This is a genomic window from Sphaerisporangium melleum (assembly GCF_014646695.1).
GTDB lineage: Bacteria > Actinomycetota > Actinomycetes > Streptosporangiales > Streptosporangiaceae > Sphaerisporangium > Sphaerisporangium melleum.
Map to the genome: position 1 here is coordinate 100112 of NZ_BMNT01000007.1, position 25408 is coordinate 125519.

21 protein-coding genes and 1 tRNA gene are annotated in these 25408 nt (G+C 68.7%); 15 read left to right on the forward strand and 7 right to left on the reverse strand.

The window, feature by feature from the left end:
• The first annotated feature begins 275 nt into the window (after positions 1-275).
• The 3 genes from efeU to efeB all read left to right on the forward strand — a co-directional run bounded on the left by efeU (position 276) and on the right by efeB (position 3668).
• Positions 276-1127, forward strand: coding sequence for an iron uptake transporter permease EfeU (gene efeU / locus IEY93_RS07990; protein WP_189162322.1), 852 nt, complete (start codon positions 276-278; stop codon positions 1125-1127).
• 62 nt (positions 1128-1189) lie between these two features.
• Entirely contained in the window at positions 1190-2329 is a 1140-nt protein-coding gene (efeO, locus tag IEY93_RS07995) for an iron uptake system protein EfeO (RefSeq protein WP_189162323.1), read from the forward strand.
• A gap of 79 nt (positions 2330-2408) precedes the next feature.
• Positions 2409-3668, forward strand: coding sequence for an iron uptake transporter deferrochelatase/peroxidase subunit (gene efeB / locus IEY93_RS08000; RefSeq protein WP_189162324.1), 1260 nt, complete (start codon positions 2409-2411; stop codon positions 3666-3668).
• Between the two features lie 99 nt (positions 3669-3767).
• Here efeB and topA read toward each other — a convergent pair whose 3' ends face one another.
• A complete protein-coding gene (topA, locus tag IEY93_RS08005) occupies positions 3768-6431 on the reverse strand; it encodes a type I DNA topoisomerase (protein ID WP_229690965.1) in 2664 nt (887 codons plus the stop codon).
• 242 nt (positions 6432-6673) lie between these two features.
• Here topA and IEY93_RS08010 point away from each other — a divergent pair, with 242 nt between their 5' ends.
• Positions 6674-6859: a DUF5703 family protein gene (locus tag IEY93_RS08010; RefSeq protein WP_189162326.1), complete on the forward strand. Its 186-nt coding sequence runs from the start codon at positions 6674-6676 to the stop codon at positions 6857-6859.
• A gap of 560 nt (positions 6860-7419) precedes the next feature.
• Here IEY93_RS08010 and IEY93_RS08015 read toward each other — a convergent pair.
• The 3 genes from IEY93_RS08015 to IEY93_RS08025 form a co-directional block, all read right to left on the reverse strand.
• Entirely contained in the window at positions 7420-9165 is a 1746-nt protein-coding gene (locus tag IEY93_RS08015; protein WP_189162327.1) for a chaplin family protein, read from the reverse strand.
• Between the two features lie 474 nt (positions 9166-9639).
• Positions 9640-10173, reverse strand: coding sequence for a hypothetical protein (locus tag IEY93_RS08020; protein WP_189162328.1), 534 nt, complete (start codon positions 10171-10173; stop codon positions 9640-9642).
• Between the two features lie 234 nt (positions 10174-10407).
• On the reverse strand, positions 10408-11706 hold the full coding sequence (locus IEY93_RS08025) for a M20/M25/M40 family metallo-hydrolase (RefSeq protein ID WP_189162329.1): 1299 nt from the start codon (positions 11704-11706) through the stop codon (positions 10408-10410).
• Positions 11707-11954: 248 nt separating this feature from the next.
• Here IEY93_RS08025 and IEY93_RS08030 point away from each other — a divergent pair.
• Positions 11955-12040 (forward strand) — tRNA-Leu (locus IEY93_RS08030).
• Between the two features lie 5 nt (positions 12041-12045).
• On the opposite strand, the gene IEY93_RS08035 is transcribed toward IEY93_RS08030, so the two are convergent.
• Positions 12046-12300, reverse strand: coding sequence for a hypothetical protein (locus tag IEY93_RS08035; protein ID WP_189162330.1), 255 nt, complete (start codon positions 12298-12300; stop codon positions 12046-12048).
• A gap of 230 nt (positions 12301-12530) precedes the next feature.
• Between IEY93_RS08035 and IEY93_RS08040 the strand changes: the two genes are divergently transcribed.
• The 9 genes from IEY93_RS08040 to IEY93_RS08085 all read left to right on the forward strand — a co-directional run bounded on the left by IEY93_RS08040 (position 12531) and on the right by IEY93_RS08085 (position 22482).
• A complete protein-coding gene (locus tag IEY93_RS08040) occupies positions 12531-12752 on the forward strand; it encodes a hypothetical protein (protein ID WP_189162331.1) in 222 nt (73 codons plus the stop codon).
• A 426-nt stretch (positions 12753-13178) separates the two neighbouring features.
• Positions 13179-13349: a hypothetical protein gene (locus tag IEY93_RS08045; RefSeq protein ID WP_189162332.1), complete on the forward strand. Its 171-nt coding sequence runs from the start codon at positions 13179-13181 to the stop codon at positions 13347-13349.
• Between the two features lie 438 nt (positions 13350-13787).
• Entirely contained in the window at positions 13788-14456 is a 669-nt protein-coding gene (locus IEY93_RS08050; RefSeq protein WP_189162333.1) for a Crp/Fnr family transcriptional regulator, read from the forward strand.
• A 105-nt stretch (positions 14457-14561) separates the two neighbouring features.
• Complete coding sequence (locus IEY93_RS08055) at positions 14562-15488, forward strand: hypothetical protein (protein ID WP_189162334.1); 927 nt, start codon at positions 14562-14564, stop codon at positions 15486-15488.
• Positions 15472-17508 (forward strand): hypothetical protein, encoded by a 2037-nt coding sequence (locus tag IEY93_RS08060; RefSeq protein WP_189162335.1) that lies wholly within the window; start codon positions 15472-15474, stop codon positions 17506-17508. The genes IEY93_RS08055 and IEY93_RS08060 overlap by 17 nt, the downstream gene beginning before the upstream one ends.
• Positions 17509-17516: 8 nt before the next feature.
• Entirely contained in the window at positions 17517-18629 is a 1113-nt protein-coding gene (locus IEY93_RS08065) for a hypothetical protein (RefSeq protein WP_189162336.1), read from the forward strand.
• Positions 18622-19950: a DUF4407 domain-containing protein gene (locus IEY93_RS08070; protein WP_189162337.1), complete on the forward strand. Its 1329-nt coding sequence runs from the start codon at positions 18622-18624 to the stop codon at positions 19948-19950. The genes IEY93_RS08065 and IEY93_RS08070 overlap by 8 nt, the downstream gene beginning before the upstream one ends.
• A gap of 538 nt (positions 19951-20488) precedes the next feature.
• A complete protein-coding gene (locus tag IEY93_RS08080; RefSeq protein WP_189162338.1) occupies positions 20489-21148 on the forward strand; it encodes an ArsR/SmtB family transcription factor in 660 nt (219 codons plus the stop codon).
• Positions 21145-22482 carry an MFS transporter gene (locus IEY93_RS08085; protein ID WP_229690966.1) on the forward strand — a complete coding sequence of 446 codons (1338 nt, stop codon included), beginning with the start codon at positions 21145-21147 and terminating at the stop codon, positions 22480-22482. The genes IEY93_RS08080 and IEY93_RS08085 overlap by 4 nt, the downstream gene beginning before the upstream one ends.
• 164 nt (positions 22483-22646) lie before the next feature.
• Here the strand turns inward: IEY93_RS08085 and IEY93_RS08090 are convergent, their stop codons facing one another.
• On the reverse strand, positions 22647-23747 hold the full coding sequence (locus tag IEY93_RS08090; RefSeq protein ID WP_268241542.1) for a GTP-binding protein: 1101 nt from the start codon (positions 23745-23747) through the stop codon (positions 22647-22649).
• A gap of 322 nt (positions 23748-24069) precedes the next feature.
• A complete protein-coding gene (locus tag IEY93_RS08095; protein WP_189162340.1) occupies positions 24070-24459 on the reverse strand; it encodes an ArsR/SmtB family transcription factor in 390 nt (129 codons plus the stop codon).
• Positions 24460-24611: 152 nt separating this feature from the next.
• Between IEY93_RS08095 and IEY93_RS08100 the strand changes: the two genes are divergently transcribed.
• Positions 24612-25408: M1 family aminopeptidase (locus tag IEY93_RS08100; RefSeq protein ID WP_268241543.1), on the forward strand; the 797-nt coding region annotated here is incomplete at its 3' end.

Consider the following 25408-nt stretch of genomic DNA (forward strand, 5'->3'; position numbering starts at 1 on the left):
GTGGGACAGGTTCGTGTTCCCGCTGAACACCTCCTCGCCGGGAGATGACGTTTCCCGGAACCTCCAGGCGCCCGCCTCCCCTGGCCGCGGCTTTGCCCGAACGGGCGGGTCAGGCCGCTGATCTCGGGGAACGGGTTGCCCGAGCGACGGGGACGGGCTGGCGCGACGGCCAGAAAGGGGTGCCCCAGCCACAGTCCGCGCCCTTGCCAAGGCTAAGGTTAGTCTGTCCTAATTTAGGTGAGGCTAAGTAGCAAGCGAGCGTCAGGAGCGCACCAGTGTTCGCCAGTTATCTCATCGGTCTGCGCGAGGGCCTTGAGGCGACCCTTGTCGTGTCCATCCTGGTCGCCTTCCTGGTCAAGAGCGACCGGCGCGACCGGCTGCCGCTCGTGTGGACGGGAGTGGCCGCCGCCGTGGCCCTGTCCGTCGCCTTCGGCGCGCTGCTGACCTTCACCGCCGCCAACCTCGACTCGCGCGCCCACGAGCTGTTCGACGCGATCGCCTCGCTCGCCGCCACGGTGTTCGTCACCTTCATGATCTTCTGGATGCGGAGCGCGGCGCGCCGCATGTCCGGTGACCTGCGCGCCAAGCTCACCGAGGCCCTGGGCCTCGGCGCCACCGCCGTCGTCGTGATGGCCTTCCTGGCGGTCGCCCGCGAGGGCCTGGAGACCGCGCTGCTGTTCTTCGCCGCCGCCCAGGGCGCCACGACCACCGCCGCCCCGCTCATCGGCATCCTGCTCGGCCTCGCCACCTCGGTCGCCCTCGGCTGGGCGCTGTACGCGAGCGCGCTGCGCATCAACCTCACCCGGTTCTTCACCTGGACCGGCCTGCTGCTGATCATCGTGGCCGCGGGGATCTTCAAGTACGGCGTGCACGACCTCACCGAGGCCGGCGTGGTGAACGTGCTCACCGGCCAGGCCTTCGACCTGAGCGGCGCCCTCCCGCCGGACGCCTGGTACACCACCCTGCTCAGCGGCATGTTCAACTTCACCCCGCAGCCGACGATCCTCGAGACGATCGCCTGGCTCGCCTACCTGGTGCCGGTGCTGACGCTGTTCCTCATGCCGGCCCGTAAAGGGGGCGTGACGCGCGCCAAGGCCGCCACGCCGTCCGCCACCCCTGCCTCCTAGCGGCACCGGCCACACCACCGACCACCTCAATGCACCCGATGAACTTCGCGAACTGGAGAAGCATGCGTACCCCCCTCGTCCTCACCGTTGGCGCTCTGGCCTTGGCGGGGCTCACCGCATGTTCCTCGTCCGGCGACGGCGGCGACACCTCCGCCCAGGCCGGGGGCAAGCCCGGGAAGATCGCCGTCGCGGCGAGCGACACCGACTGCAAGGTCTCCACGACCGACCTGCCCGCCGGCACCTCGACGTTCGCCGTCACCAACGGCGGCAGCAAGGTCACCGAGTTCTACGTCTACGCGGCGGGCGACCGCGTCATGGGCGAGGTGGAGAACATCGTCCCCGGCCTCACCCGCGAGGTCCTGATCGAGCTGCCGGCCGGCACCTACGAGACGGCCTGCAAGCCCGGCATGATCGGCAAGGGCATCCGCAACCCGCTCAAGGTCACCGGCGCCGCCGCCCCGCTCAGCGACGACGCCAAGCTCGCCAAGGCGAGCACCGACTACCAGCGGTACGTCAAGAGCCAGACCGGCGCGCTGCTCACCAAGACGCAGGAGTTCGTGGACGCGGTCAAGGCGGGCGACGTGGCCAAGGCCAAGGAGCTGTTCCCCGTCGCGCGGACGTACTGGGAGCGCATCGAGCCGGTCGCCGAGAGCTTCGGCGACCTCGACCCGGCCATCGACGCCCGCGAGGGCGACCTCGCCAAGGGCGAGGAGTGGACCGGCTTCCACAAGATCGAGAAGGACCTGTGGATCAGCGGCGACATCAGCAAGGACGGCCCGGTCGCCGACAAGCTGATGGCCGACGTGCGCGAGATCGTCAAGCGGGCGGAAGCCGAGAAGGTCCCGCCGCTGAAGCTGGCCAACGGCGCCAAGGAACTGCTCGACGAGGTCGCCACCGGCAAGATCACCGGCGAGGAGGACCGCTACTCGCACACCGACCTGTGGGACTTCGCGGCCAACCTCGAAGGCTCCCGGGCCGCCGTCGCCGCGCTGCGCCCCGTCCTGGACGAGCGCGACCCCGCCCTGGCCAAGACCCTGGACGAGAAGTTCGAGGCGGCCGACGCGGCCCTGTCGCAGCACCGCAAGGGCGACGGCTGGAAGCTGCACACCGAGCTGTCCAAGGAGGAGCTGAAGACGCTCTCCGACGCGATCAACGCGCTGGCCGAGCCGATCAGCAAGGTCGCCGCGGTGGTGGCCAAGTGACCCCGGCCACCGGCCTCCGCCGGCCCGGTGACCTGATCGGAAAGGACCGCACGACGAGGCTCGGCCGAGGGAGAGCGCGATGACAGCGATCAACCGCCGCAGACTGCTCGGTCTCGGCGCGGCGGGCGCGGCCGGCGTGGCCGCGGCCGGCGCCGGGGCGTTCGCCACCCGCAGCGTGCTGGAGGGGCCGCCCCCCGCGGCGGCCGCCACGACCTCCGACCCGGTGTCCTTCTACGGCGAACGCCAGGCCGGCATCGTCACCCCCGCCCAGGACCGCCTGCACTTCGTGAGCTTCGACGTCATCACCAAAAAGCGCGAGGAACTCGTCGAACTGCTCCAGGAGTGGACGGCGGCGGCCGCGCGGATGACCCAGGGCAAGGACGCCGGGACGTTCGGCGCGGTCGGCGGCGCCCCCGAGGCCCCGCCGGACGACACCGGCGAGGCGCTCGGGCTGCCCGCCTCCGGGCTGACGCTGACCATCGGATTCGGCCCATCGCTGTTCGACGACCGATTCGGCCTCGCGGCCAAGAAGCCCGCGGCCCTGGCCGACCTGCCGAAGTTCCCCGGCGAGGACCTCAAGCCCGAGATCTCCGGCGGCGACATCTGCATCCAGGCGTGCGCCCACGATCCGCAGGTGGCCGTGCACGCGATACGCAACCTGGCCCGCATCGGCTTCGGCAGGGTGTCGATCCGCTGGTCCCAGCTCGGCTTCGGCCGCACCTCGTCCACCTCGCGCTCCCAGGCCACCCCGCGCAACCTGTTCGGCTTCAAGGACGGCACCAACAACCTCAAGCTGGAGGACGCCGCCCTGCTGAAGGACCAGCTCTGGGTGGCCCCCGGGGACGGGCCCGCGTGGATGGCCGGCGGCAGCTACATGGTCACCCGCAAGATCCGGATGAACATCGAGACCTGGGACCGCACCTCGCTGGTGGAGCAGGAGGAGATCTTCGGCCGGGACAAGGGCGAGGGCGCGCCAATGGGCAAGAAGCGCGAGTTCGACGTGATCGACTTCGCCGCCAAGAAGCCCGACGGCACGCCGGTGATCCCGATGGACTCCCACGTCAGGCTCGCGCACCCGTCCACCCACGGCAACGCCCACCTGCTGCGAAGGGGCTACAACTACGTGGAAGGCTCCGACGGGCTCGGACGGCTCGACGCCGGGCTGTTCTTCATCGCCTACCAGCGCGACCCGCACAAGCAGTACGTCCCGATCCAGATGGAGCTGGCGCGCAAGGACAAGCTGAACGAGTACATCAAGCACATCTCCAGCGGCCTGTTCGCCTGCCCGCCGGGCCTGCGCGACGCCGGCGACTACTGGGGCCGCGCTCTCTTCGCCTGACGGCGACGACGGCCTCGCCGCCGCCCGGTAGCGACGTCAGACCGCGTTCGACGGGCCCTCGCATCCCACAGGATGCGAGGGCCCGTTATGACGCGAGCGTCAGGACTTCGCGGCGGCCTTGGCCCCCGTCTTGGCCCGGGTGCGCTTCGGCGCCGGGCCGCGGGCACGGCGCTCGGCGAGCAGCTCGGCGGCCCGCTCGATCGTGATCTGCTCCACCGAGTCGTCCTTGCGCAGCGACGCGTTCGTCTCGCCGTCGGTCACGTACGGCCCGAAACGGCCCTCCTTGACCACCACCGGCTTGCCGGAGGCCGGGTCGGCGCCGAGCTCACGCAGCGGCGGCGCGGCGGCCGCCCGGCCCCTGCCGCGCTGCTTGGGCTGCGCGAACAGCTCCTTGGCCTGCTCCAGGGTGACCGTGAACAGCTCCTCCTCGGAGCCCAGCGACCGCGAGTCGGTCCCCTTCTTGACGTAGGGGCCGAACTTGCCGTTCTGCGCGGTGACCTCCTCGCCGTCGATCTCGCCGAGCACACGCGGCAGCGACAGCAGGCGCAGCGCGTCCTCCAGCGTGATCGTGTCCAGCGACATGGACTTCAGCAGCGAGCCGGTGCGCGGCTTGGGCGCGTCCTTCTTCGCCCGCTTCTTGGCGCCCGGAGCGGGCGGCTCCTCCTCGGGCAGGATCTCGGTCACGTACGGCCCGAACCGCCCCGACTTGGCGACGATCTCGTGCCCGGTCACCGGGTCGGGGCCGAGCCGCCGGTCGCCGCTGGGCTGGGTGAACAGCTCCTCGGCCTTCTCGGCGGTGAGCTCGTCCGGCGCGAGGTCCTCCGGGACGTTCACCCGCGCGCCGTCCCGGTCAAGGTAGGGCCCATAACGGCCGACGCGGATCATGATGTCGGTGCCCCTGATCGCGAACGAGCTGATCTCGCGCGCGTCGATGTCACCGAGGTCGCTGACCAGCTCCTTCAGCCCGTCGTCCCCCTGGCCGCCGTAGTAGAAGCGGCGCAGCTCGGGCACCCGGTCGGCGCGGGCGTTGGCGATGTCGTCGAGGACCTTCTCCATCTCGGCCGTGAAGTCGTAGTCGACCAGGTGGCTGAAGTGCTGCTCCAGCAGGTTGACCACGGCGAAGGCCAGGAACGACGGCACCAGCGCCGTCCCCTTCTTGAAGACGTACCCACGGTCCAGGATCGTTCCGATGATCGAGGCGTACGTCGACGGGCGGCCGATCTCGCGGTCTTCCAGCTCCTTGACCAGCGTGGCCTCGGTGAAGCGGGCCGGCGGCCGGGTGGAGTGGCCCTCGGCCCCGAGCTCCAGGGCGGTCAGCGCGTCGCCCTCGGCCAGGTTGGGCAGCCGGCTGACCGAGTCGTCGCGGTCGCTGGACGGGTCGTCGGCCCCCTCCACGTACGCCTTGAGGAAGCCGTAGAAGGTGATCGTGCGGCCGGTCGCGCCGAACTCGGCCCGCTCGCCCGCGCTGGAGGTGCCGGCGATGCGCACGCTCACCGACTCGCCGACGGCGTCCTTCATCTGCGAGGCCACCGTGCGCTGCCAGATCAGCTCGTACAGCCGGAACATGTCCCCGGAGAGACCGGTCTCCCCCGGCGTCCGGAACTCGTCCCCGGAGGGCCTGATCGCCTCGTGGGCCTCCTGAGCGTTCTTCACCTTGCTCGCGTACACCCTCGGCTTGTCCGGGACGTACTCCGGGCCGTACAGGCGCACGGCCTGGCCGCGGGCGGCGGCCAGCGCGGTGTCCGACAGCGTGGTGCTGTCGGTTCGCATGTAGGTGATGAAGCCGTTCTCGTAGAGCTTCTGCGCCACCTGCATCGTGTACTTGGCCGAGAAGCCCAGCTTGCGGCTGGCCTCCTGCTGCAGCGTGGTGGTCCGGAACGGCGCGTACGGCCTGCGGGTGTAGGGCTTGCTCTCGACCGAGGTCACCGCGTACGAGGCGTTCTCCAGGCGCTGGGCCAGCGCCCGGGCCGCCTGCTCGTCCAGGTGGAGCACATCGGCGTTCTTGAGCGTGCCGGTGCTGGCGAAGTCGCGGCCCTGGGCGACCTTGCGGCCGTCCACCGAGGTCAGGCCGGCGCCGAAGCTGCGCGGGTCCTCGTCACGGCCGATGTCGAACAGCGCCCGCAGGTCCCAGTAGTCGGCGGAGGTGAACGCGATGCGCTCGCGCTCACGCTCGACCACCAGGCGGGTGGCGACCGACTGCACGCGGCCCGCCGACAGGCGCGGCTTGACCTTCTTCCACAGGACCGGGCTGACCTCGTAGCCGTACAGCCGGTCGAGGATGCGCCGCGTCTCCTGGGCGTCGACCAGGCGGAGGTTCAGGGTGCGCGGGTTGGACACCGCGTCCCGGATGGCCTGCGGGGTGATCTCGTGGAACACCATGCGGTGGACGGGCACCTTGGGCTTGAGCACCTCCTGCAGGTGCCAGGCGATCGCCTCGCCCTCGCGGTCCTCGTCGGTGGCCAGGTAGAGCTCGTCGGCGTCCTTCAGCAGTTGCTTGAGCTTGGAGACCTGCGACTTCTTGTCCGGATTCACGACGTAGAGCGGCTCGAACTCGTTGTCCACGTTGACCCCGAGCCGTGCCCATGCCTCGCTCTTGAACTTCTCGGGGATGTCGTCGGCCTTTTCCGGCAAATCCCGAATATGGCCGATGCTGGACTCCACGATGTAGCCACGCCCGAGGTACCCGGCGATCGTCTTCGCCTTCGCAGGCGACTCCACGATCACCAGGCGGGTTCCGCCGGCGTTGCCGTTGTTGGCTGGCACGCTGCTTCCTACCTCGCTGTTCGCTGTCATTCCCCTGCCGATCGCGCTCGGAACGCCGTGGGAGACGGCCCGAGTGATCTGCCACAGGCATGAAGGTAACCCGCCGCCGGAAACCTCTCCCCGTCGGACTACCCGGTCACTTACCGGTGTTCCACCTACCTGGACCCGATACCCACGAGGACGCAGAATAGAGCCCAGAGAGTGCCAGCGTCCCCTAGCACACCCTTCGGAGACTAACCGCTGTGCTCGAGTACTCCTATTTGGACCTGTATCTGCCACGCGGCACCAGCCGGGAAGCTGCCCGGCAGTTGCTGACAGAACATGCTGAACATGGACACTGGGAGCTGGACCGTCTGCGGCTGTACCCGGACGGCCGTCGGTACGTACGGCTGCGCCGCAAGATCCTACGAGTGGCCAGCACGCTCTGAACCCACGCCGAGGCAACTGTAACCCCGCCGCCAGCCCCCTCGCGCCGCCACGCCCCGGCACCACCCCACGCCGCCCGGTGCCACCAACGCCCCACCGGCTCGCGTCTTCCGCCCCATGATGCCGCGCCACGCCTCAGGCCTGGAACCGGCCACCGAGACTTCCTGGACGGCACGGCCCGCCCCTACGCTCCGGCCGGCTGCCATGACCTCCCTGGGCTCGCACGGCCACGCCCCTACGCCCGAGGCCGGGCGCTCTCCCCTGCGCCCATCGCCACCAGACGACCGATGACCCGGCCGGGGGCGACTTCCGGGTCCGGGCTGCTGCGACGGCTCATGGGCACACCCAGGAGATGGCGTCGGCTCCGGACATGGCTTTGCCCGCTCCGGGCCGCGCCCCCGGAACGGGCAAAGCGTTCAGTACCTCGCCGCGCGAGCGGCCGACGGCCCGGCACCGCGGCCGTCCTCGCGGCGGCGAGGCGTTCTCACTCCGCCGTGCGGAGAACTTCGGGCGGTGCTGTGAGAGTCGTCACGCCCACAGCACCGCGATGCCCGCGGTCAGGTCAGCGCCGGCGGAGGCGGCGGGCGCCCGCGAACAGGGTCGCCCCCGCGGTCAGGAGCACCCCGGCGAGCAGGGCGACCAGCGAGCCGGTGTTCATGCCGGTCAGGCCCAGCGGCTGCTCGGCGCTCATCAGGCCGGGGTTGACCGGCAGGTCACGGACCGTGCGGCCCTCGGCCACCCCGCCGACCGGCGTACCGGCCACGGCCTGGCCCACCGGCGTCTTGGCGACCGTCCCGGTGACCTGCTCCAGCGGGCCGTTCGCCGCCGCGCCCTTGAGCGGCATCCCGGCCGGCTGGGCGGGCGCGGCGGGCAGCATCGGCAGCGGGGCGGCCTTCGGCGGCAGGGCCACGGGGCCGGACGAAGCCGTCCCGGTCTTGCCGACCAGGGCCGGGACCAGCGGCAGCTCGGACAGCAGGCCGGCGCCCTGCGCCTTGGCGCCGGAGACCTGCCCCGAGGCGTGGGCCGACTGGCCGTACCGCCCACCGGGGCCGCCGACCCGCGCGCCGCCCAGGCACCCGGCGGCCGCGTCGCCCAGGACGGCGACGGCGTTGCCGCACACGTTGATCGGCGCGGTGATCGGGGCCACCACCTGGTTGCCGCCCAGCACGCTGTGCCGGCCGTCGGTGCGGTTGCCGCCCGCGCCGCTGCCGCCGCCGCCCTTCACCGAGGCGCCGCCCCGGCAGCCGGAGAACGCGCCGCCGAGCACGGCGACGGAGTTGCCGCAGATGTCGACCGGCGCGGTGATCGGCGCCACCACCTGGTTGCCGCCCAGCACCGACCCGTGGCCGGAGGTGCGGTTGCCGCCCGCGCCGCCGGGCCCGCCCGGGCGGGCCGTGACGCCGCCGGGGCAGCCGGCGTCGGCGTTGCCGACGGCGTTGCCGCACAGCTCGATCGGCACCAGGATCGGCGCGACGATCTGGTTGCCGCCGCCGATGCTGTGCCCGCCGTCCGTGACGTTGTGCCCGGCACCGCCCCCGGGACGCGGGCCGTGACCGCCGTAGCCGTTCCCCGGGCCGCCCTTGACGTGCGCGCCGCCCCGGCAGCCGGAGAACGCCTCGCCGATGAGGGCGACGGAGTTGCCGCAGATGTCGACCGGCGCGGTGATCGGCGCCACCACCTGGTTGCCGCCCAGCACCGAGCCGTGGCCCGAGGTGCGGTTGCCGCCCGCGCCGCGCGCGCCGCCGCCCTTGACGACCGACGCGCCGCCCCGGCACCCCGCGGTCGCCTCACCGAAGATCGCCACGGCGTTGCCGCAGGCGTTGATGGGCGCGGTGATCGGCGCGTTGACCTGGTTGCCGCCGAGCACGCTGTGCCGCCCGTCGGTCGTGCCGCCCGTGCCGCCGCTGCCGCCGCCGTTCTTGACGGTCGCCCCGCCCCGGCACCCGGCGTCCGAGCGCCCGACGAGGGAGACGGCGTTGCCGCAGGCGTTGATCGGCGCGGTGATCGGCGCGTTGACCTGGTTGCCGCCGAGCACGCTGCCGCGGCCCGACGTGCTGCCCTGGATGGCGGCGGACCCGCCGCCGCCCTGGACGGACGCCCCGCCGCGGGAGGAGGCGGAGGACTCGCCGATGACGCCGACCGCGTTGCCGCTGATGTCGACCGGGAGGGTGATGGGCAGGTTGACCTGGTTGCCGCCGGCCACCGAACCGGTGCCGGAGGTGTCGGCGACGGCGGTGCCGCTGCCGAGGGCCATGACGCCCAGCGCGAGAAGAGCAGCGGGGGCGGAGCCCTTGGCCCATGTACGCATAACAGATCGCTCCTTGGTGTTCCGGGGGGTTGGTGTTCCTGACAGATCGCGACGATCCCGGCGGCCACCGCCCGGAGCACCCGAGGGTGACGAGGGGGTGAGCGGTGGCGCGGATCACCGGTGGGGGCCCCGAACGGCCCTGGTCCGCCTACACGCGGTGATGCGGCAGGAAGACCGAGGGAAGGCCGGTGGGGGGCGGTGATCTGCGGATCGGCCGGACCGGATCGGCGCGCACCGCGACCCGGCGGATCAGATGCCGGGTCGAGCGGCGGACGCCTATGGCTCGGTCGGACCGGCATGGCGACCACCGTGCGCATGGTGATCACAACGGGCCCGGCCCGGGAAGATCGCGAGGCTGGAGATGACTGACGTTTCACCCGCGCGGAGGATCGCGCCGCTCCAAGAAGGAGAACAGCGGTGCGCTCCGCGGCCGGCCGGACGGCTCACACGGCCAGGGCCGGCCCGGCGGCGGGATCAGTCGGGGGAGAAAGAAGGGTCGTCCGCTGCCGCACGGACGACAGGAGTGGCCACGCTCGCCGGGTCGGCGGGCGCGACCACGAACCGCGGGTCGAAGACCGGCCGCGCGACGTCGCCGAGGCCCGGCCCGAACGGACCGGAGCCACCTCTCGGCACGATCCCGTTGGCCCCCGCCGAATGATCGGCGGTGGACGGTCGTGGGGAGACGGGCTTGGACTGACTGGTGAGCCCGTCGACCGTCCTCCCGGCCATCGCCCCGGCATCGACGCTCACCGTGGGGAAACCGCCGGCGTACGCCGGCCCGGTGGCGCCATCAGAGGCCGAGGGTGCACGGCGCGAGGCCGCCGCGTCGGGCGGGCCGAGGGCATCGGCCTCGATCGCCGCCACCTGCCCCGCGGGACCATGGCCGTCCGCGGCCGCGGGACCGGCGAAGAAGACACCGAGGACCAGACCCAGGAGCCAACCGGCGGCGATCAGCACACCGGTGGCGAGCAGACGATCGAACCGGGAGCCGGCCACGAACCGTGCCATCCGGCCTTCCCTCGCCATGATCATCTGCACCTGGTCAGCGGCAGGAGGCACGGGCACGCAGGCCGTGACGGAGGGCGCCTGAGCGCCCCGCCGACCTTCCGGCATGCGTGCCACGTGACCTCCCCCAACACCTCGAACGCCCGGCTCTCACAGGACGAACCCTGGGACAACCCTTCAACGGAACGTAACCGTAGCACCACTTCCCGTCATGGCAACGGTTTTCCAGGAAGCCGGTCAGCAGGCGTCAAGGAAACGGTCAAGAACCCGCACCCCGAATTGGAGCGAATCCACCGGAACCCGCTCGTCCACCCCGTGGAACATGCCGGAGAAGTCGAGGTCGGCGGGCAGCTTCAGCGGAGCGAACCCGAACCCGCGGATGCCGAGCCTGCTGAACGCCTTCAGGTCGGTGCCACCGGACAGCGTGTACGGCACCGCCCGCGCCCCGGGGTCCTCCGCCTGCAGGGCGTCGGCCATCGCCCGCACGAGCGGGCCGTCGAACGCGGTCTCGACGGCGATGTCGTGGTACACGAACTCCCTGGTCACGTTGGGGCCCAGCAGCTCGTCGATGGTGGCGAAGAACTCCTCCTCGTAGCCCGGCAGGAACCGGCCGTCCACGTGCGCCGTCGCCGTCTGCGGGATCACGTTGGCCTTGTACCCGGCGTCGAGCATCGTCGGGTTGGCCGTGTTCCGCAGTGTCGCCCCGATCATGCGGGCCAGCGAGCCGAGCTTGGCCACCGCCGCCTCGGCGTCGTGCGCCTCGATCTCGATCTCGAACGCCTCCCGGAAGAACGCCCGCACCGTCGGGGTCAGCCGCACGGGCCACTCGTACCGCCCGATGCGCCCCACGGCCTCGGCGAGCTCGGTGACGGCGTTCTCGCTGTTCAGCATCGACCCGTGCCCGGCGCGCCCGCTGGCGGCCAGCTTCATCCAGGCGATGCCCTTCTCCGCCGCCTCGATCAGGTACAGCCGCCTGGCCTCTCCCACCGAGACGCTGAAGCCGCCCACCTCGCCGATCGCCTCGGTGCACCCCTCGAACAGATCGGCGTGCCGCTGCGACAGCCACTGCGCGCCGTACGTGCCGCCTGCCTCCTCGTCCGCCGTGAACGCCAGCACCACATCGCGTGGCGGCCGGCGCCCCTCGCTGAGCCGCTGGCGGACGACCGCCAGGATCATGGCGTCCATGTCCTTCATGTCCACCGCGCCCCGGCCCCAGACGCAGCCATCGGCGATCTCGCCGCTCAGCGGATGGTGGGTCCAGTCGGCGGCGTTGAAGGGAACGACGTCGAGGTGCCCGTGGAGCAGCAGAGCCCCCCGGCTCGAATCCTCACCCTCGATGCGGGCGATCACGTTGGCCCGCTTGTCGTCGCTCTCCAGAATGTGCGGCTCGAGCCCCACCTCAGCGAGCTTCTCCGCGACGTACTCGGCGGCGGCCCGTTCTCCCGGCCCGGCGTTGTCCCCGGCGTTGGTCGAGTCGATCCGGATCAGGTCGCGGCACAGCTCGGCGACCTCGTCCTCGCCGTTGAACGCGGTCATACCGTGCTCCTTCGGTTCAGTACAGGCTGACCCTCCCCATCCTGCCGCCCGCAAACCCTCACCAGCATCTCCGCCCTAGCCCATCCCCTGCCCCGCACCACCGGCCGATCCCCGTGAGGAACCCCCCAGCCGTTCGACCCCTGCCGCCGAAGCCGGGCTCCGCCCGCTTCTCGGTATGAAGGAGTGCCCGGAGTTTGCTAACCTGGTTCAGCCGACGCGGGAAGACGTTCCAACGTGCAGGCACCACTGTCCGGGTGGCGGAATAGGCAGACGCGCTAGCTTGAGGTGCTAGTGCCCTTTACGGGGCATGGGGGTTCAAGTCCCCCCTCGGACACACACCTATCGCAGCACATGTGGAGGTTCCGGAGCGATCCGGGCCTCCACATACTGCTTTTCTGGGTAGTACGTGAGCTTCAGCCCAAGCTGCGTGTAGAGCTCGGCCTTGTCGTCCGGGCCCGCTTCTGAGACCAAGCGCACCAAGTCGCCGACCTCTTCGATCATCGCCCTGATCTCCGCGACGCTGATGCGCTGCGCCGCTGGAACTGCCTTGAGCTCGCCCTCCAGACGGGTCTCCCCGCCTCTTCGTGATCTCATCCGGCAGGTCATGCACAAGAGCCCGCATGAATGCCCAACGACATCGAATCCCCTTCTACTATTATCACAATAGAAGTGCTTGCATACTCTATTCACAGGCTCTACCCTTCTTGTACGAGATGCGAGGGAGCTGTGATGCGTACTCTGCGAGCAGGACGAGCCATCCACTTACTGGACATCGAGAACCTGGCGGCGTCTCCGTCGCCGCCGCGACGGAGATCGCGCACACCATGTCGGACTACCTGCGACGGGTGCCGGCCGGCTCCCTGGACCAGTTCGTCGTCGGGGTAAATCCGCGATCACTGGCCGAGGTGGGGCGGGTGATCCACGGCGCTCAGATCCTGACCCGCTCCAGCCCGGACGGCGCCGACAGCGTGCTCGCCGAGATGGCCGTCAACGACCGGATCGACCTCCGGTTCGAGCGGATGGTCATCGGTTCTGGCGACGGCTAATTCGCCGACCTGGCCGCCTGGCCGACCGCTCACCACGTGCAGTTCACGGTGGTGTCCCGCACTGCCCTGCTCAGCTGGCGCCTCTACGTCTCGGTCCGCGACATCACTTACCTCGACGCGGCTCTGGCCGCCTGATCCCAGGGAATTCCCTTGACCTACCAGCCCCCATGCCGCCTCCCGCGCGTCGCGGATTCTCAGGCCCCGCGGTCGTTCTGATCGCCGTTCTCGCGCCGGACGCGGGTTGTGTCGGTGGCGTGGCCGTAGGAAGTATCGGCAGCACGCCGACCCGACCACGTCCCCCACTCGGACAGCCGCCGCGGAGGCGCTGCAGGACACCGGTCTTCCTCCCGCCGAGGAGGAGAAGGCCGTCTGGTAAAGCCGCCCTACTTCAAGGGGCAGAACGCCGCGATCGCTCGCCAGTAGCTGGTGGACCGGGGATGGAACGAGTTCAGCGACATCAAGCTCGGCTCGCAGGACCGCTACGAGGCGATGGTTCTCCTGCCGAAGAACTGGACCTTGACCAAGCAGTCCCACAAGGCCGGCAGCAAAGTCAAGGTCGGGACCATCACCGTGCTCACCTGCACGAAGGCGTCCTGACGGCCTCGCTCATCCTGCGCAGGTCCAGCACGAGCGCGGCGCGATCACGCTGTCCGATCCAGAGCTCACGACCGGCGTGTACATCGAGGTGGAAACCGATGCCCACAGCATGTCCACCTGAAGCTGCCACCAGATAAGTACATATGTCACAGAAGACACAATAGACGAGCTAACAAACATATAAGTGACAGATCGGCCCGCCAATGATCACTGGGTTGCACCGATCATAGGAATATTGTTCCGTTCTCACGAAAAATCTCGACCCGTCCTTCGAGGGCAATCCGGACAAGCTACCCCGTACCTGCACTGCGATGACCATCCAAACCTGGCCCCCAGATATTCCAGGGTGTAGCTTCTAACAGCTTCGCATCGATGACCCAAGGCGCTTATTCCGTGATAAATGATCAAGTCCCCGCCAGGTGGCCCATTGGCACTCTCATGGACAGGCTCAGTCCGGAAGAGCGGACAGAGCTGCTGACCCTCGCACCACCGTCCCCAAAGCAGGCTGGCGAACCACTCATATACCAGGGAGATCGAGACAGGTCCGAGGTCTACCTACTGCGTTCCGTCCCAGGTCAGCGACACACGGCATGCGTGAAGGTGACGGCCTACCTGGAATCTGGCGGAGCGGCCATGCTGGGCATCCGCGTCAGCGGCGATGTGGTCGGCGAACTGGCGGCTCTGCGTAGGGTGCCGAGATCGGCCATGGTGACCACGTGCAGTCCGATGTTGGTGCACGCCATCCGCGCCCAGGCGTTCACCGACTTCCTTGATCGCCACCCGGCGGCATGGAACGCATTGGCCAGGATGATCGCCGACCGACTCGACTGGGCCAACCGGAGAAGAACCGACTTCGCTCAGTTCAGCGTGCCCGTACGGGTCGCGAACGTGCTCGTGGAGATCTCTGGCCGACACGGAGTCGACAGGGCCGACGGGAAACGGGATTTGGGAGTCGATCTTACCCATGAGGAGATTGCCAATCTCGTCGGCGCTAGAAAAGACGCCGTCTTCAAGGCCATCCGACGTTTCAAGGACCTTGAACTGATCGATCCCGGTCATCGCCGGAAGCTGGTCATCGATCCAATCGGTCTGGCCAAATTCCGCTAAAGCGTACTGGTACGTCTTGAGGCGATGTGATCTTCGCCAGACTCTATCCCCGGCGATCTCCCCCACCGCTCTGGCGGATCTCTCTCACAACCACAAGGTGACGTGATGCTTGATTCTGATTTCAGCCGCCGCTTGGTCATGGCGGTCGATGCGGAGGGATACGGCAGCGGCGACGACCTACGACACGACTCGATCCAGTTCGGTCTGGCCCAGGTCATGGACCGTGGCGCACGAGAGGCCGGTCTGCGCCGCGAGACCTGGAGCCGTCAGGAAGCCGGCGACGGCGAGGTCATCGTCCTCCCCGAAGGGGAGCCAGAGCTCCGAGTCATCGATGACCTGGTCCGCCGCCTTCGCAAGGCGCTCCACGACCACAATCGCGAGCGCCGGGACGACGCCCGCCTGCGGATTCGCATCTCGATCGGCCACGGGGTCGTGAAGCGGGGCGCCATGGGCTTCGTCGGACAGGTCGTGGTGACCACTTGCCGGCTGCTCGACGCGAACGCCGCCCGTACCGCCCTGAAGACGAACCCGCGCGCCGACCTGGTGCTGATTCTTACCGATCGACTCTACGAGGACGTCATCCGACAGCTTCACACCTCGCACCGACCGGAGTCCTTCACCCAGGTGAAAGTGCCGACCAAGGAACGCACCGAGATCGCCTGGATGTGGATTCCCTCAGAAGACCTGGATCAGAAAGGAACTCTCGACATGGACAACCTGCCCGCGGTCGCCGACACCCTGTGGGCTCTGATCGCTAGTGGCGCCCTCGAACGTCTCGGCGCCTACGGCACCGAGACCGGACTCGGCGGCGCCCGGAGACTGCTCGCGAAGATCAAGGAGTTCCGGTCCGAGCAAGGCCGACCGGCCGACCCGGAGTCGCGCGACGACTTGCTGGAGTCCCTGGAGAAGCTGGTGCGTGTCGACCCCGCTGCGGAGCAGTTCGCGCAGAAGTTCAATGCCGAGCAGATGACCGTCAACCTGATCACCGCCCCCATCTCCGGCGAGGAGATCAACTTTGGCATCCGAAACTGAGTCGCCGGCCGACGGTGTCCTTATCGGCGAGGGAGCCACGCCGATCGACCTGACCGATCAAGCCGAGGTGACAGACGAGAGTTTCGCGCAGGTCTCCCAGGTCCAGACCGTCATCAACCATATCCACGGCAACATCGGAGGAGCCTCTTTCGGCATCTCAGGTTCCCGCACCACCTCCCGCCGCACATCCGGGCCCGTATCCGCATATGAGATGGCGGAGGCCCGCACCTGCTACAAGCGCCACGACACCTACGAAGCCGCCGCCGAGCAGTTGGGTAGATGCAACATGGTGGCCTTGATCGGCACTGCCGGCACCGGCCGCCGGACGGCGGCGCTCAATCTGCTTCATGACTTCGTAGGGGGGCGGCGCGAGGCGGTGGTGGAACTCAGCCCCGCCTACACCTTGGAGAAGCTGGCCGCCCGCGAATACCGGAAGGCTCACGGCTACCTGCTGTGCGACTGGCCCATGGATGACATTGACGGGAGCATCGCCGACTTTCACGTCCGGGAGATCAGGCGCCGCGTGCGCGACGCCGGGGCATACCTGGTGATCACGGGGACGACTACCTCGCTGCCCAAAGGAGACCAAATTCTCTGGCAACCACTGTCGGCCTGCGACGTCCTGCTGGCTCACCAGGTGGCACCCGAGATCGCTGCGGAGGCAGCCGCCCAGATCACCCCCGAGCTTGCTGTGGCCGACGTGGTGGCACTGGCGCGTGACCTGGCCCGAGGGGTTCCGCTGGACAACGCGCTCGGCAGGCTGGAGTCCGTCGGGCGGCGTGACGTGGTCGCCTGGTTCGACTGCCCGCGTACTCGAGGGGAACTCTTCGAGATGGCCGCCATGGCCTTTACCGCCGGCCTCCCAGAGGCCGGCTTCGAGTCGCTACTCGCGCGACTGGAGTCCATCGCCGGTATCGGAGCGGAAAAGACGGATGCCGTCTCGGCGGATGATCCGATGCCGAGCCGCCGCCTGCTCCGGGTGGCAGAGGGTTCGCTTTTCAGCCTGTCACCGGGGCGCAGGCTGGAGTTCAAAGTCGCGAGTCACCGAACGCATGTTATGCGGGAGCTGTACCAGCGACACGGTATGCGGTTGTGGGAGCCGGTCACCGAATGGCTCCATGAGTGCGCCGCTCTGCGCGACAACCCAAGCGCACAGGCGGAAATCGCCAGGGGCGTGGCGATTCTGGCCTCAGTCTCGGACTACTCGCACGTCGACAGCACCTTTCTCACCCCATGGGCCCGCGGCAGGGGCGTCATGCGCAGCCAGGCCACCGCCGCGATGGCCATCTCGTGGTTGTGCCTGGACGAGACGACCCGTCCGGAGGTACTGCGTACGGTCAGCTCATGGACTAGGGCGTCCGCCGCCCGGCCTAAATTCACCGCCGCCCTTGCCTGGTCCGGTGAGCTGGGCATCCGGTTTCCGCTGGAGGCGGTCCGGATGCTTTGGCTACAGATCAGGAACAGTGAGAAGCCTGTCCGGCATGCAGAGATTGCATTGGCCCGCCTGTTCGTCGCGCTGACGGAGGCCACCGGCAACGCTCTTCCGATACTCGACTGGTTGGCGCGGCAGATCAGCAATGACAGGCGGATCGGCCGTGCGGTCGACCCGCTGATTCGAGCGATCTTGAGTATTCTGTCGGCTCCCGCCGACGGCGTCGGACTCCCCACAGTCACCGCTCATCTGCGCAGTCGCCCTGATTCTGCTGCCCCCCTCGCCAAGCTTTGGTCTGCGGCGCTGGTCAAGCGCCCTCATCGCAGGGATGCATTGACTGCCCTGTACGACGCGGTCTGCGCTTTCGATGAGCGCGACGACGACGACCGCAATCATGTTCGCGCCCTGTTCGCAGCGCTAGTGGAGACGCTCCCCGCGAAGGAACGACCACTACTGGCCCATGACCTGCGGCGTTATGCCATCTCCCGCAACACCGACGAGAACCGGCTGGAAATTCTCTTGTCGCTGCTCCGGGTCTTCTTGAACCCGGCTGTACTGTCCCTCGACACCATCGGAAAGCGTCCATGAGCTACCCCGTGATCAGCCAGATTCCCCTTGATCCTGTCGCCAAGCAAGGGTTCCTGAGCAAGCCCCGGCGCCCGATCTCCAGCCTCCCCCGCCAGCTTCCGCACCAGCGGCTCGTCTTCGAGTACGACGGCACGTTCGTGCTGGGCGACCGGCAGCTGCGGGGCGACGACCCACACGTGCTGCACGCCGCCAGCGTCAGCGTCGTGGACGTGGCCAGGGATCATTCCACCACGATCCAGGTTCCGATCAACTCCTCCGGCGCCCACGACTTCACCGTCGCGATTCAGTTCCGCTGCACGGTCGACGAACCGATCGAGGTGGTGCGCGCCGGCCTGACCGACGTCACCGAGCACCTGATCACCTATATCCAGGCCTATCCAAAACTCTTCGAGCTCGGCCGTGGCTACGGATTGCACGAGGCTCACGAGCTGTGGACGCTCGTGCATGCTCAGGTGAAGGCTTACACGACCGTAGTGCCGTGTGCGCTGCCCGGCATGACGGTCGAGTTCGCCGGACTCAACGTGTACGCCCCCGACGAGATCGCCCAGGGGCGGCGACGCTACGAAACCAGCCTGCACAATATCCAGGGCGAACACGGCCTCCGCGACGTCAAACGCAAGCTCGACCGTGACTTCGAACTCGATGAGCAGGATTTCCTGCAGGCCAAGGGCCACAGCGCGAACGATTTCACCCGGCAGGAGGCGGCCCTGGACAGCGATCACCAGATCACCGAAGCCACGAAGATCAGAGACCTCCTCAACAGCGGTCCCGGCGCCGCCGATGGTCTGTACGTCACGGTTCGCGATCTCAGCAACCAGCAGGTCGCCGAACGTTACGCCGCCCTGGGCGACCGGGAATACAGCGCCATCCAGCGCGGAATCCAGCTCGAGCACGACTTGCAGGTCGTTCAGGCCCATGCCCGGGCCGAGGTCGTACGGGCGGCGATTGCCCAGGGCCTGTTCAACGAAACGACCGGCAAGGAACTACTTGCCACCTTCGACGAGATCGAGCCGGAAGCAGAGGTGAGGGACCTCGAAGGCCGCACTTACGAGACCCGTGCCGAGGTGACGGCGGGCGACACCGACGACGACTTCTTCATGGAGGAGGACGTCCGTGGTTGACATCCTCCACGGATCCAAGGCGGCAGAGCAGTACGGACGGAACCCCCGGCGCCGGAGAAAGCTTGGTCTCGGGATGCTCCTACGTCGGTTCACCGGAGTCGACGAGAAGATCCTCGCAAGCGTTCCTCAGGAACGCTCCCGCTACACCAGCCTCGGCGGAGTCGTGGTCAGCACCGCGCTTATAGCGGGCGCCTCCATGCTGGGCGCGCTGACACTGCTCTCGCAAGCGTCTCCGCTGTATCTGTTGCCGGTGGCGGTGCTGTGGGGCCTGATCATCGCCAACGTCGACCGATTCCTGATTACCAGCCTGCACGGCGACAACGACGGCTGGTCCCGCTGGGGCAACGTGCTGATCCGACTCGCCCTCGCCGTCGTCATCGGCGTGTTCATCGCCGAGCCACTAACTCTCAAAATCTTTCAGGAACGGCTCGACCGGCAGATCTTGGTAGAACGCGACCAGGCGATCAGCCTTACCGAGAGCCGGTATAAGCAGTGCAACCCTCTCAACGGGCCGGCTCCATCGGGTGTCGACTGCACCAGCTATCGCCTGGACGGCGGCGACCAAGCACTTGCCGTTGAAGGAAACATGACGCAGCGGCAGGGCAGCCTCGATGCCGCGGAAGCTCGACTGGCGGCGGACATCGCAGAGCATGGAAGGCTGGAGAAGCTCCGAGACCAGGAATGTTATGGCAAGGACACGGACCAGACCACGGGCATACCTGGCGACGGCCCCGAGTGTAAAATCAGGAAGAACGCACTCAACACCTTCCTCGCTAACCATGACATCCCCCAGCAGCAGGCGGATGTGGCGAAACTGAGGACACAGCTCGGCTTGCTCGCGGCCGATCGCGCAGGCGCCGAAAAGGAACGCGCGGCGACTCTCAGCAAGAAGATCGCCGAGCATGTCGAGGAGAAGAAGCGAGCCTACACCGACATCGGCCTGCTGGACCGATGGGAGGCTCTGGGCACGGTGGCAGGCCAGAACGGCATGGTCAACTTCGCCCACTGGTTGCTGCGCATCATCTTCGTCCTGCTCGACTGCATGCCGATCATCTCGAAGATGCTGAACGGCAAGACCGAGTACGACCGCCTTCTCGCACAGGAGTTGCGCGCGGGCTCAGCCTGTCACGAGGCCGAACTGAACTTCACCACTCGGCAGACGACCGGTGAGTACGAGATCAGGCTGCGGGAGGAGGAGCGCCGTCTCAAGGCCGAACGCGGCCGGATCGACCGAGATCAGCGCGTTGACGAAGCCTCTCGGGACGACGAGATCGACCGCCTCGCGCGTACCTTCATGGCCGCGATGCCCACGCAACGATAACTTCCGGCACCTCTCTCCGGTTTGCCTGAACGCAACTGCAGCCGTGCAATCGCAAGCGTCTCCAGCCTGAACCGCTTCGGGTCTGCTGGAGGCTCGATTCCTTGAGAGGATCGAGTCAAGGCACGTGCGGGCTTGTAGAGCAGCCGGAGGCCGAGTCCGGCGTGGACCTTCGTCTTCCGGAGCGGGTCGGCCCGGCCGAGAACGGCGACCATGTCCCCCGGTTGGTGAAGCGCGGCGGCGAGCTGGTCGCGATCGAGCCACCGGGCCCGGCGGGCACACGGCGCAGCCGGTGCTCGATCGGTCGCCACCGGGGTCACCCGATCGTCCACTCGCCGTCGTCCGCCGCCTTGCGGTCGCGTGGGTGCCGGCGGGACCACACGCTGGAACAGCCCCCACAACTCATCGGGCACCAGCCGTTGCAGGAACACATCCATGAACGATCCGACGATCAGTCCCCAATGAGTCCCGGTCCAGACCGCGGAGAGTTGTTCGCGAAGGAGTCTTTGCGAAGAAGTCTTCGCGGTTTAGGGTGCAGGGTATGGCTGACACAGGGGTGGGGCTGGAGGGTCCGCAGGCCGAAGCGGACGCGGTTGTGCTGGATGCCAAGGGGCTGCGCGCCTTGGCGCATCCGGTACGCGTGCAGTTGGTCGGGCTGCTGCGGAAGTACGGCCCGTCCACGGCCACCCGCCTCGCGGAACGGCTGGGGGTGAACTCCGGCACGGCCAGCTACCACCTGCGTCAGCTCGGCGCGGCCGGTTTCGTGGAGGAGGACACCGAACGCGGTAACGCGCGGGAGCGCTGGTGGCGCTCGGTACACCGGACGACCTGGTTCAACGACCCGGAGCTGACCGAGCGAGAGCCCGACGCCGCGCTGGCCTACCTGCGGTCGGTCGCCGCCATCTACACTCTGCGCACTCAGCAGACGCTGAACGAGCTGCCGGCGATGCCGCGCGCGTGGCGGGACTCTTTCGACATGAGCGACTGGGCCCTTCGGCTCACGCCCGAGGAGACCGCCGCCCTGTACCGGGAGTTGCGGGACGTCATCGCCGGCTACCGGCGGGATACGCCGGAGGTGGCGGCGAGTGCCCCCGAGGGGGCCGAACGGGTCACCCTTATCACCTATCTCCTGCCTGAGCTGGACGCGTCGGCCACGGCCGACGCCGGCCCTGGAAGTGCGTCAGGAACGGAGGGGTCGTGAACGAGGGGGTCCCGGGCGCCGGCGGCTTACCCGGCACGCGGTCCTTCCGGCCGCTGGGTGGGGTGCTGGCGGCCATGGTCGTATCGCTGACCGGCACCCGGATCTCGGCCGTGGCACTGCCCTGGTTCGTGCTCGTGACGACCGGCAGCCCCACCCAGACCGGGCTGGTCGCCTTCTTTCAGATGGCTCCCTATGTGGTGGTCAAGGCGTTCACCGGGCCGCTGGTGGACCGGATCGGCCCGCGGCCTGTTTCCTGGACCACCGATCTGGTCAGTGCGGCCGCCGCCGCCCTGGTTCCGCTGTTCCACGCCCTGCACCTGCTGTCCTTTCCGCTCCTGCTGGCCCTGGTGGCGGTGATCGGCGCGGCCCGTGGCCCGGGCGACCTGGCCAAGGAAGTGATGGTGCCGGAAGCGGCCGAGCGCGGTGGGGTACCGCTGGAGCGGGCCACCGGGTTGTCCGGCGTGATCGAGCGGCTCGCTTCCACCATCGGCCCGGCGGCCGGCGGCTCACTGGTGGCGTTGCTCGGCCCTCTGGTCGGGCTGGTCGTCAACGCGGGCTGCTTCGCTCTCGGCTCGGTGGTCATCGGACTGGCGCTGCCTCGCGGCATGGGGCACGCGAGCATCGAATCCTCCACGGAACCGGGTGAGACAGAACCGGGCTACTGGCGACGATTCAGCGAGGGCTTCACCTTCCTCCGGGGCGAGCCGTTGCTGCTGACCGTCATCGTCATGGTGGGGATCACCAACCTGCTGGACGCGGCGATCAACTCGGTGCTCATCCCCGTCTGGGCCAGAGAGTCCGGCAGCGGGCCGACCGCGATCGGCCTGATGGGCAGTGTGATGGGAGCCGCGGCGGTCGCCGGGAGCCTGATCGCCGCGGCGGCCGCGCACAGGCTGCGCCGCAGGGTGGTGGTCATCGTCGGATTCCTGCTGGCCGGGGCGCCGAGATTCCTGATCCTCGCCTTCGATGTCCCGCTGTGGGCGGTGCTGGCCGTCTTCGCCGTCAGCGGCTTCGGTGCCGGCTTCATCAACCCGGTGCTGGGGGCCGTGCTGTTCGAACGGGTGCCGCGCCGCATGCTCGGCCGGGTCAACGCGCTCGGTGACTCCCTGGCCTGGGCGGGGATCCCTCTCGGCGGGCTGCTCGCCGGGGCGGCGGTGGCCGCTGCCGGACTCGCGCCGGTACTGCTCGTCTGCGCGGCCACCTACTTCCTCACCACGAACCTGGCGGGGCTGCGGCCGGAGTGGCGCGAGATGGACCGCGCGCGGAGGCGGGGTGGCCGCAGGCCACCCTCCGAGGAAGACGCCTCGCAAGGCGATGCGAATGCGGTGGCATGACCCCGGGAGGAGGCCCCTCCTCCGGGCCTGCGGACGTTCTCGGCGCTTTCGCCGGTCGCATTCGAGCCTGGCCCGCCTGTCCCACCTGGACCGCGCCCGTCCGGCGCACCTTCTTCGCGTACGGAGGAGGGCGGCGGGGCACCCCGGCCGCCCTCCGGCTCCGCTCAGCCGGCCGCGGCGGGGATTCGGTAGGTGGGACGCGGGTAGCCGGGTTTGAACGACGGGACGCCGGCGCTCTGGACGGAGGATGTGCCGGTCGCGCCGGACACCTCCTTCACGGCCTCGGTCACCGCGGCGTCGAGTTCGGCGGGCTCACACGCGACGCGGGCGTTGAGCCGTGCCTCCGCCGCGGTGAACGTCCTGCCCGCCACGGCGTCCACGGTCGGCTCGGCTCCGCCGGCGGTCACGCTGACCTTGCTCAAGGCCTCGGCGGACTCGAGGCTGACCTTCACGTGGCCGATCATCCAGCCGTTGCGGGCGGCGGTCGCGGACAGGTGCTCCAGCAGCGCACGGGCCCAGGCGTCCGGGTCGAAGCCCTCCGCCGCCGTCACGTCCAGGCTGAGGTTCAGCCATGCCAGCGCGGCCTCGGCGTTGGCGTAGCGGTCGTAGTCGATGTCGAGGCCACGCCCGGCGGGCTCGGAGCCCAGCCAGGCGGAGACCAGTCGTTCCAGCCCTTCGCCGGTTCTCGCCGAGTAGCCGAGCACGGTGGCCGTCGGATATCGCTCGCGCAGATCCGCGGTGATGGCGTCGGCTTCCGCCGCGTCGAGCAGGTCGATCTTGTTGAGCGCGATGACATCGGCTTCCTGTAACTGCTTGCCGAACAGGTAGGACATGTCCGACTCCGTGTCGTCCAGCGGCAGCGACGTACGGAGCGCGGCGAGCCTTTCCGGTTCGACGATGACCAGGAGAGGAGCGGGCGTGAAACGTTCACCGTAGTGAGCGCTGAGCGGCCGGATGACGGTGGCCTGCAGGTCGGTGCAACTGCCCACCGCCTCGGCGAGGAGGGTGTCCACCCGGTGGTCGTCGACCAGGCGCTGCGCGACGGTCAGCAGGTCTTCGAAGCGGCAGCAGAAACATCCGCCCGTGACCTCGCCGGCCTCGGCGATCGCGGACTTGGCGAGCTGGGTGTCCACCAGTTCGGTGCCCTGGTCGTTGGTGATGACCGCGACCCTGCGGCCCTGTGACTGGAGATGTTTCGCGACTGCGACGAGAGTGGTGGTCTTGCCCGCCCCGAGAAAACCGCTCAAGGTCATGAAGGTGATCAACCGGGTTTCGCCTCACTTCTGGTAACGGTGCTACGTGCAGATATCGCCGTATGGCACGGCACGAGTGAGTAGTCGCGTCAAAGGATGTCGAGGCGTCGGCGATCCGCCATCCGCAGTCAGCTAACATCCTCTGTTCCAGCAGGTCAAGATGCTTGACGCTGGGCAACAAATGATTAACAATGCCGCAGGGCCGCACCGAAAATGGGTATTGATGGCGGTCAATACGGGTGCTACAATCAGCCCGAGGATATTCGTGTGCGGTATTATTCGCGCATCATTTCCGCAATGGCGGCATCGATAAGTGGCCGCACGCCGGAGTCCTCTACCGCGCGGCGACGGAAGGCAGGGCGATGATGTTCGTCAGTGCGGTGAGCGCCTCGGGCACGACCCGGTAGTAGACCCAGGTGCCCCGACGAGTCGACGTGACGAGCCCGGCGTCCCGGAGAACCCTGAGGTGATGGCTGATGGTCGGCTGGGTGAGGTCGAAGGCCCCGACGAGGTCGCACACGCACGCCTCGCCGTCGAGGTGCGAGGCGACGAGGGAGAGCAACCGCAGCCGTACCGGGTCGCCGAGCGCCTTGAAGCCCGCGGCGAGCGTGATGCTCTGCTCCCTGGTCAGCGGCTCCGTGACCTGCTCCGGGCGCGGCACACCGGCTTCGACCACGGGAAGGTCCTCATGCGGCAGCAGCACGGGCTCGTCGTGCTCGGCCATGGCGATCGGGTCCTCTCCCTAAGCACCCCGGGCGTGGGTCACCCGGCCGCATCACGCACGAGTCTAGACGTCCCTTCCGCGCAGGAGGTCTTGTCATATCGCGTCCTCCGCTGACCCACGCCGAGGCGGAAGAGCGTGGCGCCCTGCTGCGCGTGCGGTCGTACGACCTCCACGTCGATCTGAGCCGGACCGGGGAGCCCGGCTTCCGATCCAGGAGCACGATCCGCTTCACCTGCGCCCGGCCGGGCGCTTCCAGCTGGGCGGACGCACTGCCCCGGCGGGTGCGTTCCGCCGTGCTCAACGGGCGGCCGGTCGAATACGACGGCGCAGGACGGATCCCCCTGCCCGATCTGGCGGCCCGCAACGAGCTGACCGTGGAAGCGGACTACGACTTCTCCACCGGTGGCGAAGGCCTGCACCGGTTCACGGACCCGGCCGATGAGCAGGTGTACGTGTACAGCCACCTGCAGCCCGGCCATGCCCCCCGGGTGTTCGCCTGCTTCGACCAGCCCGACCTGAAGGCGCCCTTCGAGATCAGCGTGACCGCACCGGACGGATGGACCGTGCTGTCCAACGCCCCGCCCGGCCATCCGCCGGTGGCGGGCGTCCACAGGTTCGCGGCCACTCCGCCGATCAGCACCTACCTGGTGGCCGTGGCGGCCGGCCCGTGGGCGTCGTGGACGGCGGACCAGGCAGGCGCGGTGCCACTTGGGGTGCACTCCCGGCGTTCCCTGGCGACGCACCTCGACCCGGACGTGCTGCTGGAGCGGCTCAGGCAGGGGGTGGCGTTCTTCGCCGAGGCGTTCGCGACGCCCTATCCGTTCCGGAAGCTCGACCTGTGCTTCGTCCCCGAGTTCAACTTCGGGGCCATGGAGAACGCCGCCTGCGTGTTCGCCGCGGAGACGTTCGTGTTCGACCGCGCGGTCACCCGGTACGCGCACCGCCGCCG

Excerpts from the sequence above, each read along its gene's own strand:
- efeO (WP_189162323.1), top strand. The coding sequence starts at position 1,190 with ATGCGTACCCCCCTCGTCCTCACCGTTGGCGCTCTGGCCTTGGCGGGG.
- efeB (WP_189162324.1), top strand. The coding sequence starts at position 2,409 with ATGACAGCGATCAACCGCCGCAGACTGCTCGGTCTCGGCGCGGCGGGC.
- IEY93_RS08015 (WP_189162327.1), bottom strand. The coding sequence starts at position 9,165 with ATGCGTACATGGGCCAAGGGCTCCGCCCCCGCTGCTCTTCTCGCGCTG.
- IEY93_RS08020 (WP_189162328.1), bottom strand. The coding sequence starts at position 10,173 with ATGGCACGGTTCGTGGCCGGCTCCCGGTTCGATCGTCTGCTCGCCACC.
- IEY93_RS08025 (WP_189162329.1), bottom strand. The coding sequence starts at position 11,706 with ATGACCGCGTTCAACGGCGAGGACGAGGTCGCCGAGCTGTGCCGCGAC.
- IEY93_RS08035 (WP_189162330.1), bottom strand. The coding sequence starts at position 12,300 with ATGAGATCACGAAGAGGCGGGGAGACCCGTCTGGAGGGCGAGCTCAAG.
- IEY93_RS08040 (WP_189162331.1), top strand. The coding sequence starts at position 12,531 with ATGTCGGACTACCTGCGACGGGTGCCGGCCGGCTCCCTGGACCAGTTC.
- IEY93_RS08050 (WP_189162333.1), top strand. The coding sequence starts at position 13,788 with ATGGACAGGCTCAGTCCGGAAGAGCGGACAGAGCTGCTGACCCTCGCA.
- IEY93_RS08055 (WP_189162334.1), top strand. The coding sequence starts at position 14,562 with ATGCTTGATTCTGATTTCAGCCGCCGCTTGGTCATGGCGGTCGATGCG.
- IEY93_RS08080 (WP_189162338.1), top strand. The coding sequence starts at position 20,489 with ATGGCTGACACAGGGGTGGGGCTGGAGGGTCCGCAGGCCGAAGCGGAC.
- IEY93_RS08095 (WP_189162340.1), bottom strand. The coding sequence starts at position 24,459 with ATGGCCGAGCACGACGAGCCCGTGCTGCTGCCGCATGAGGACCTTCCC.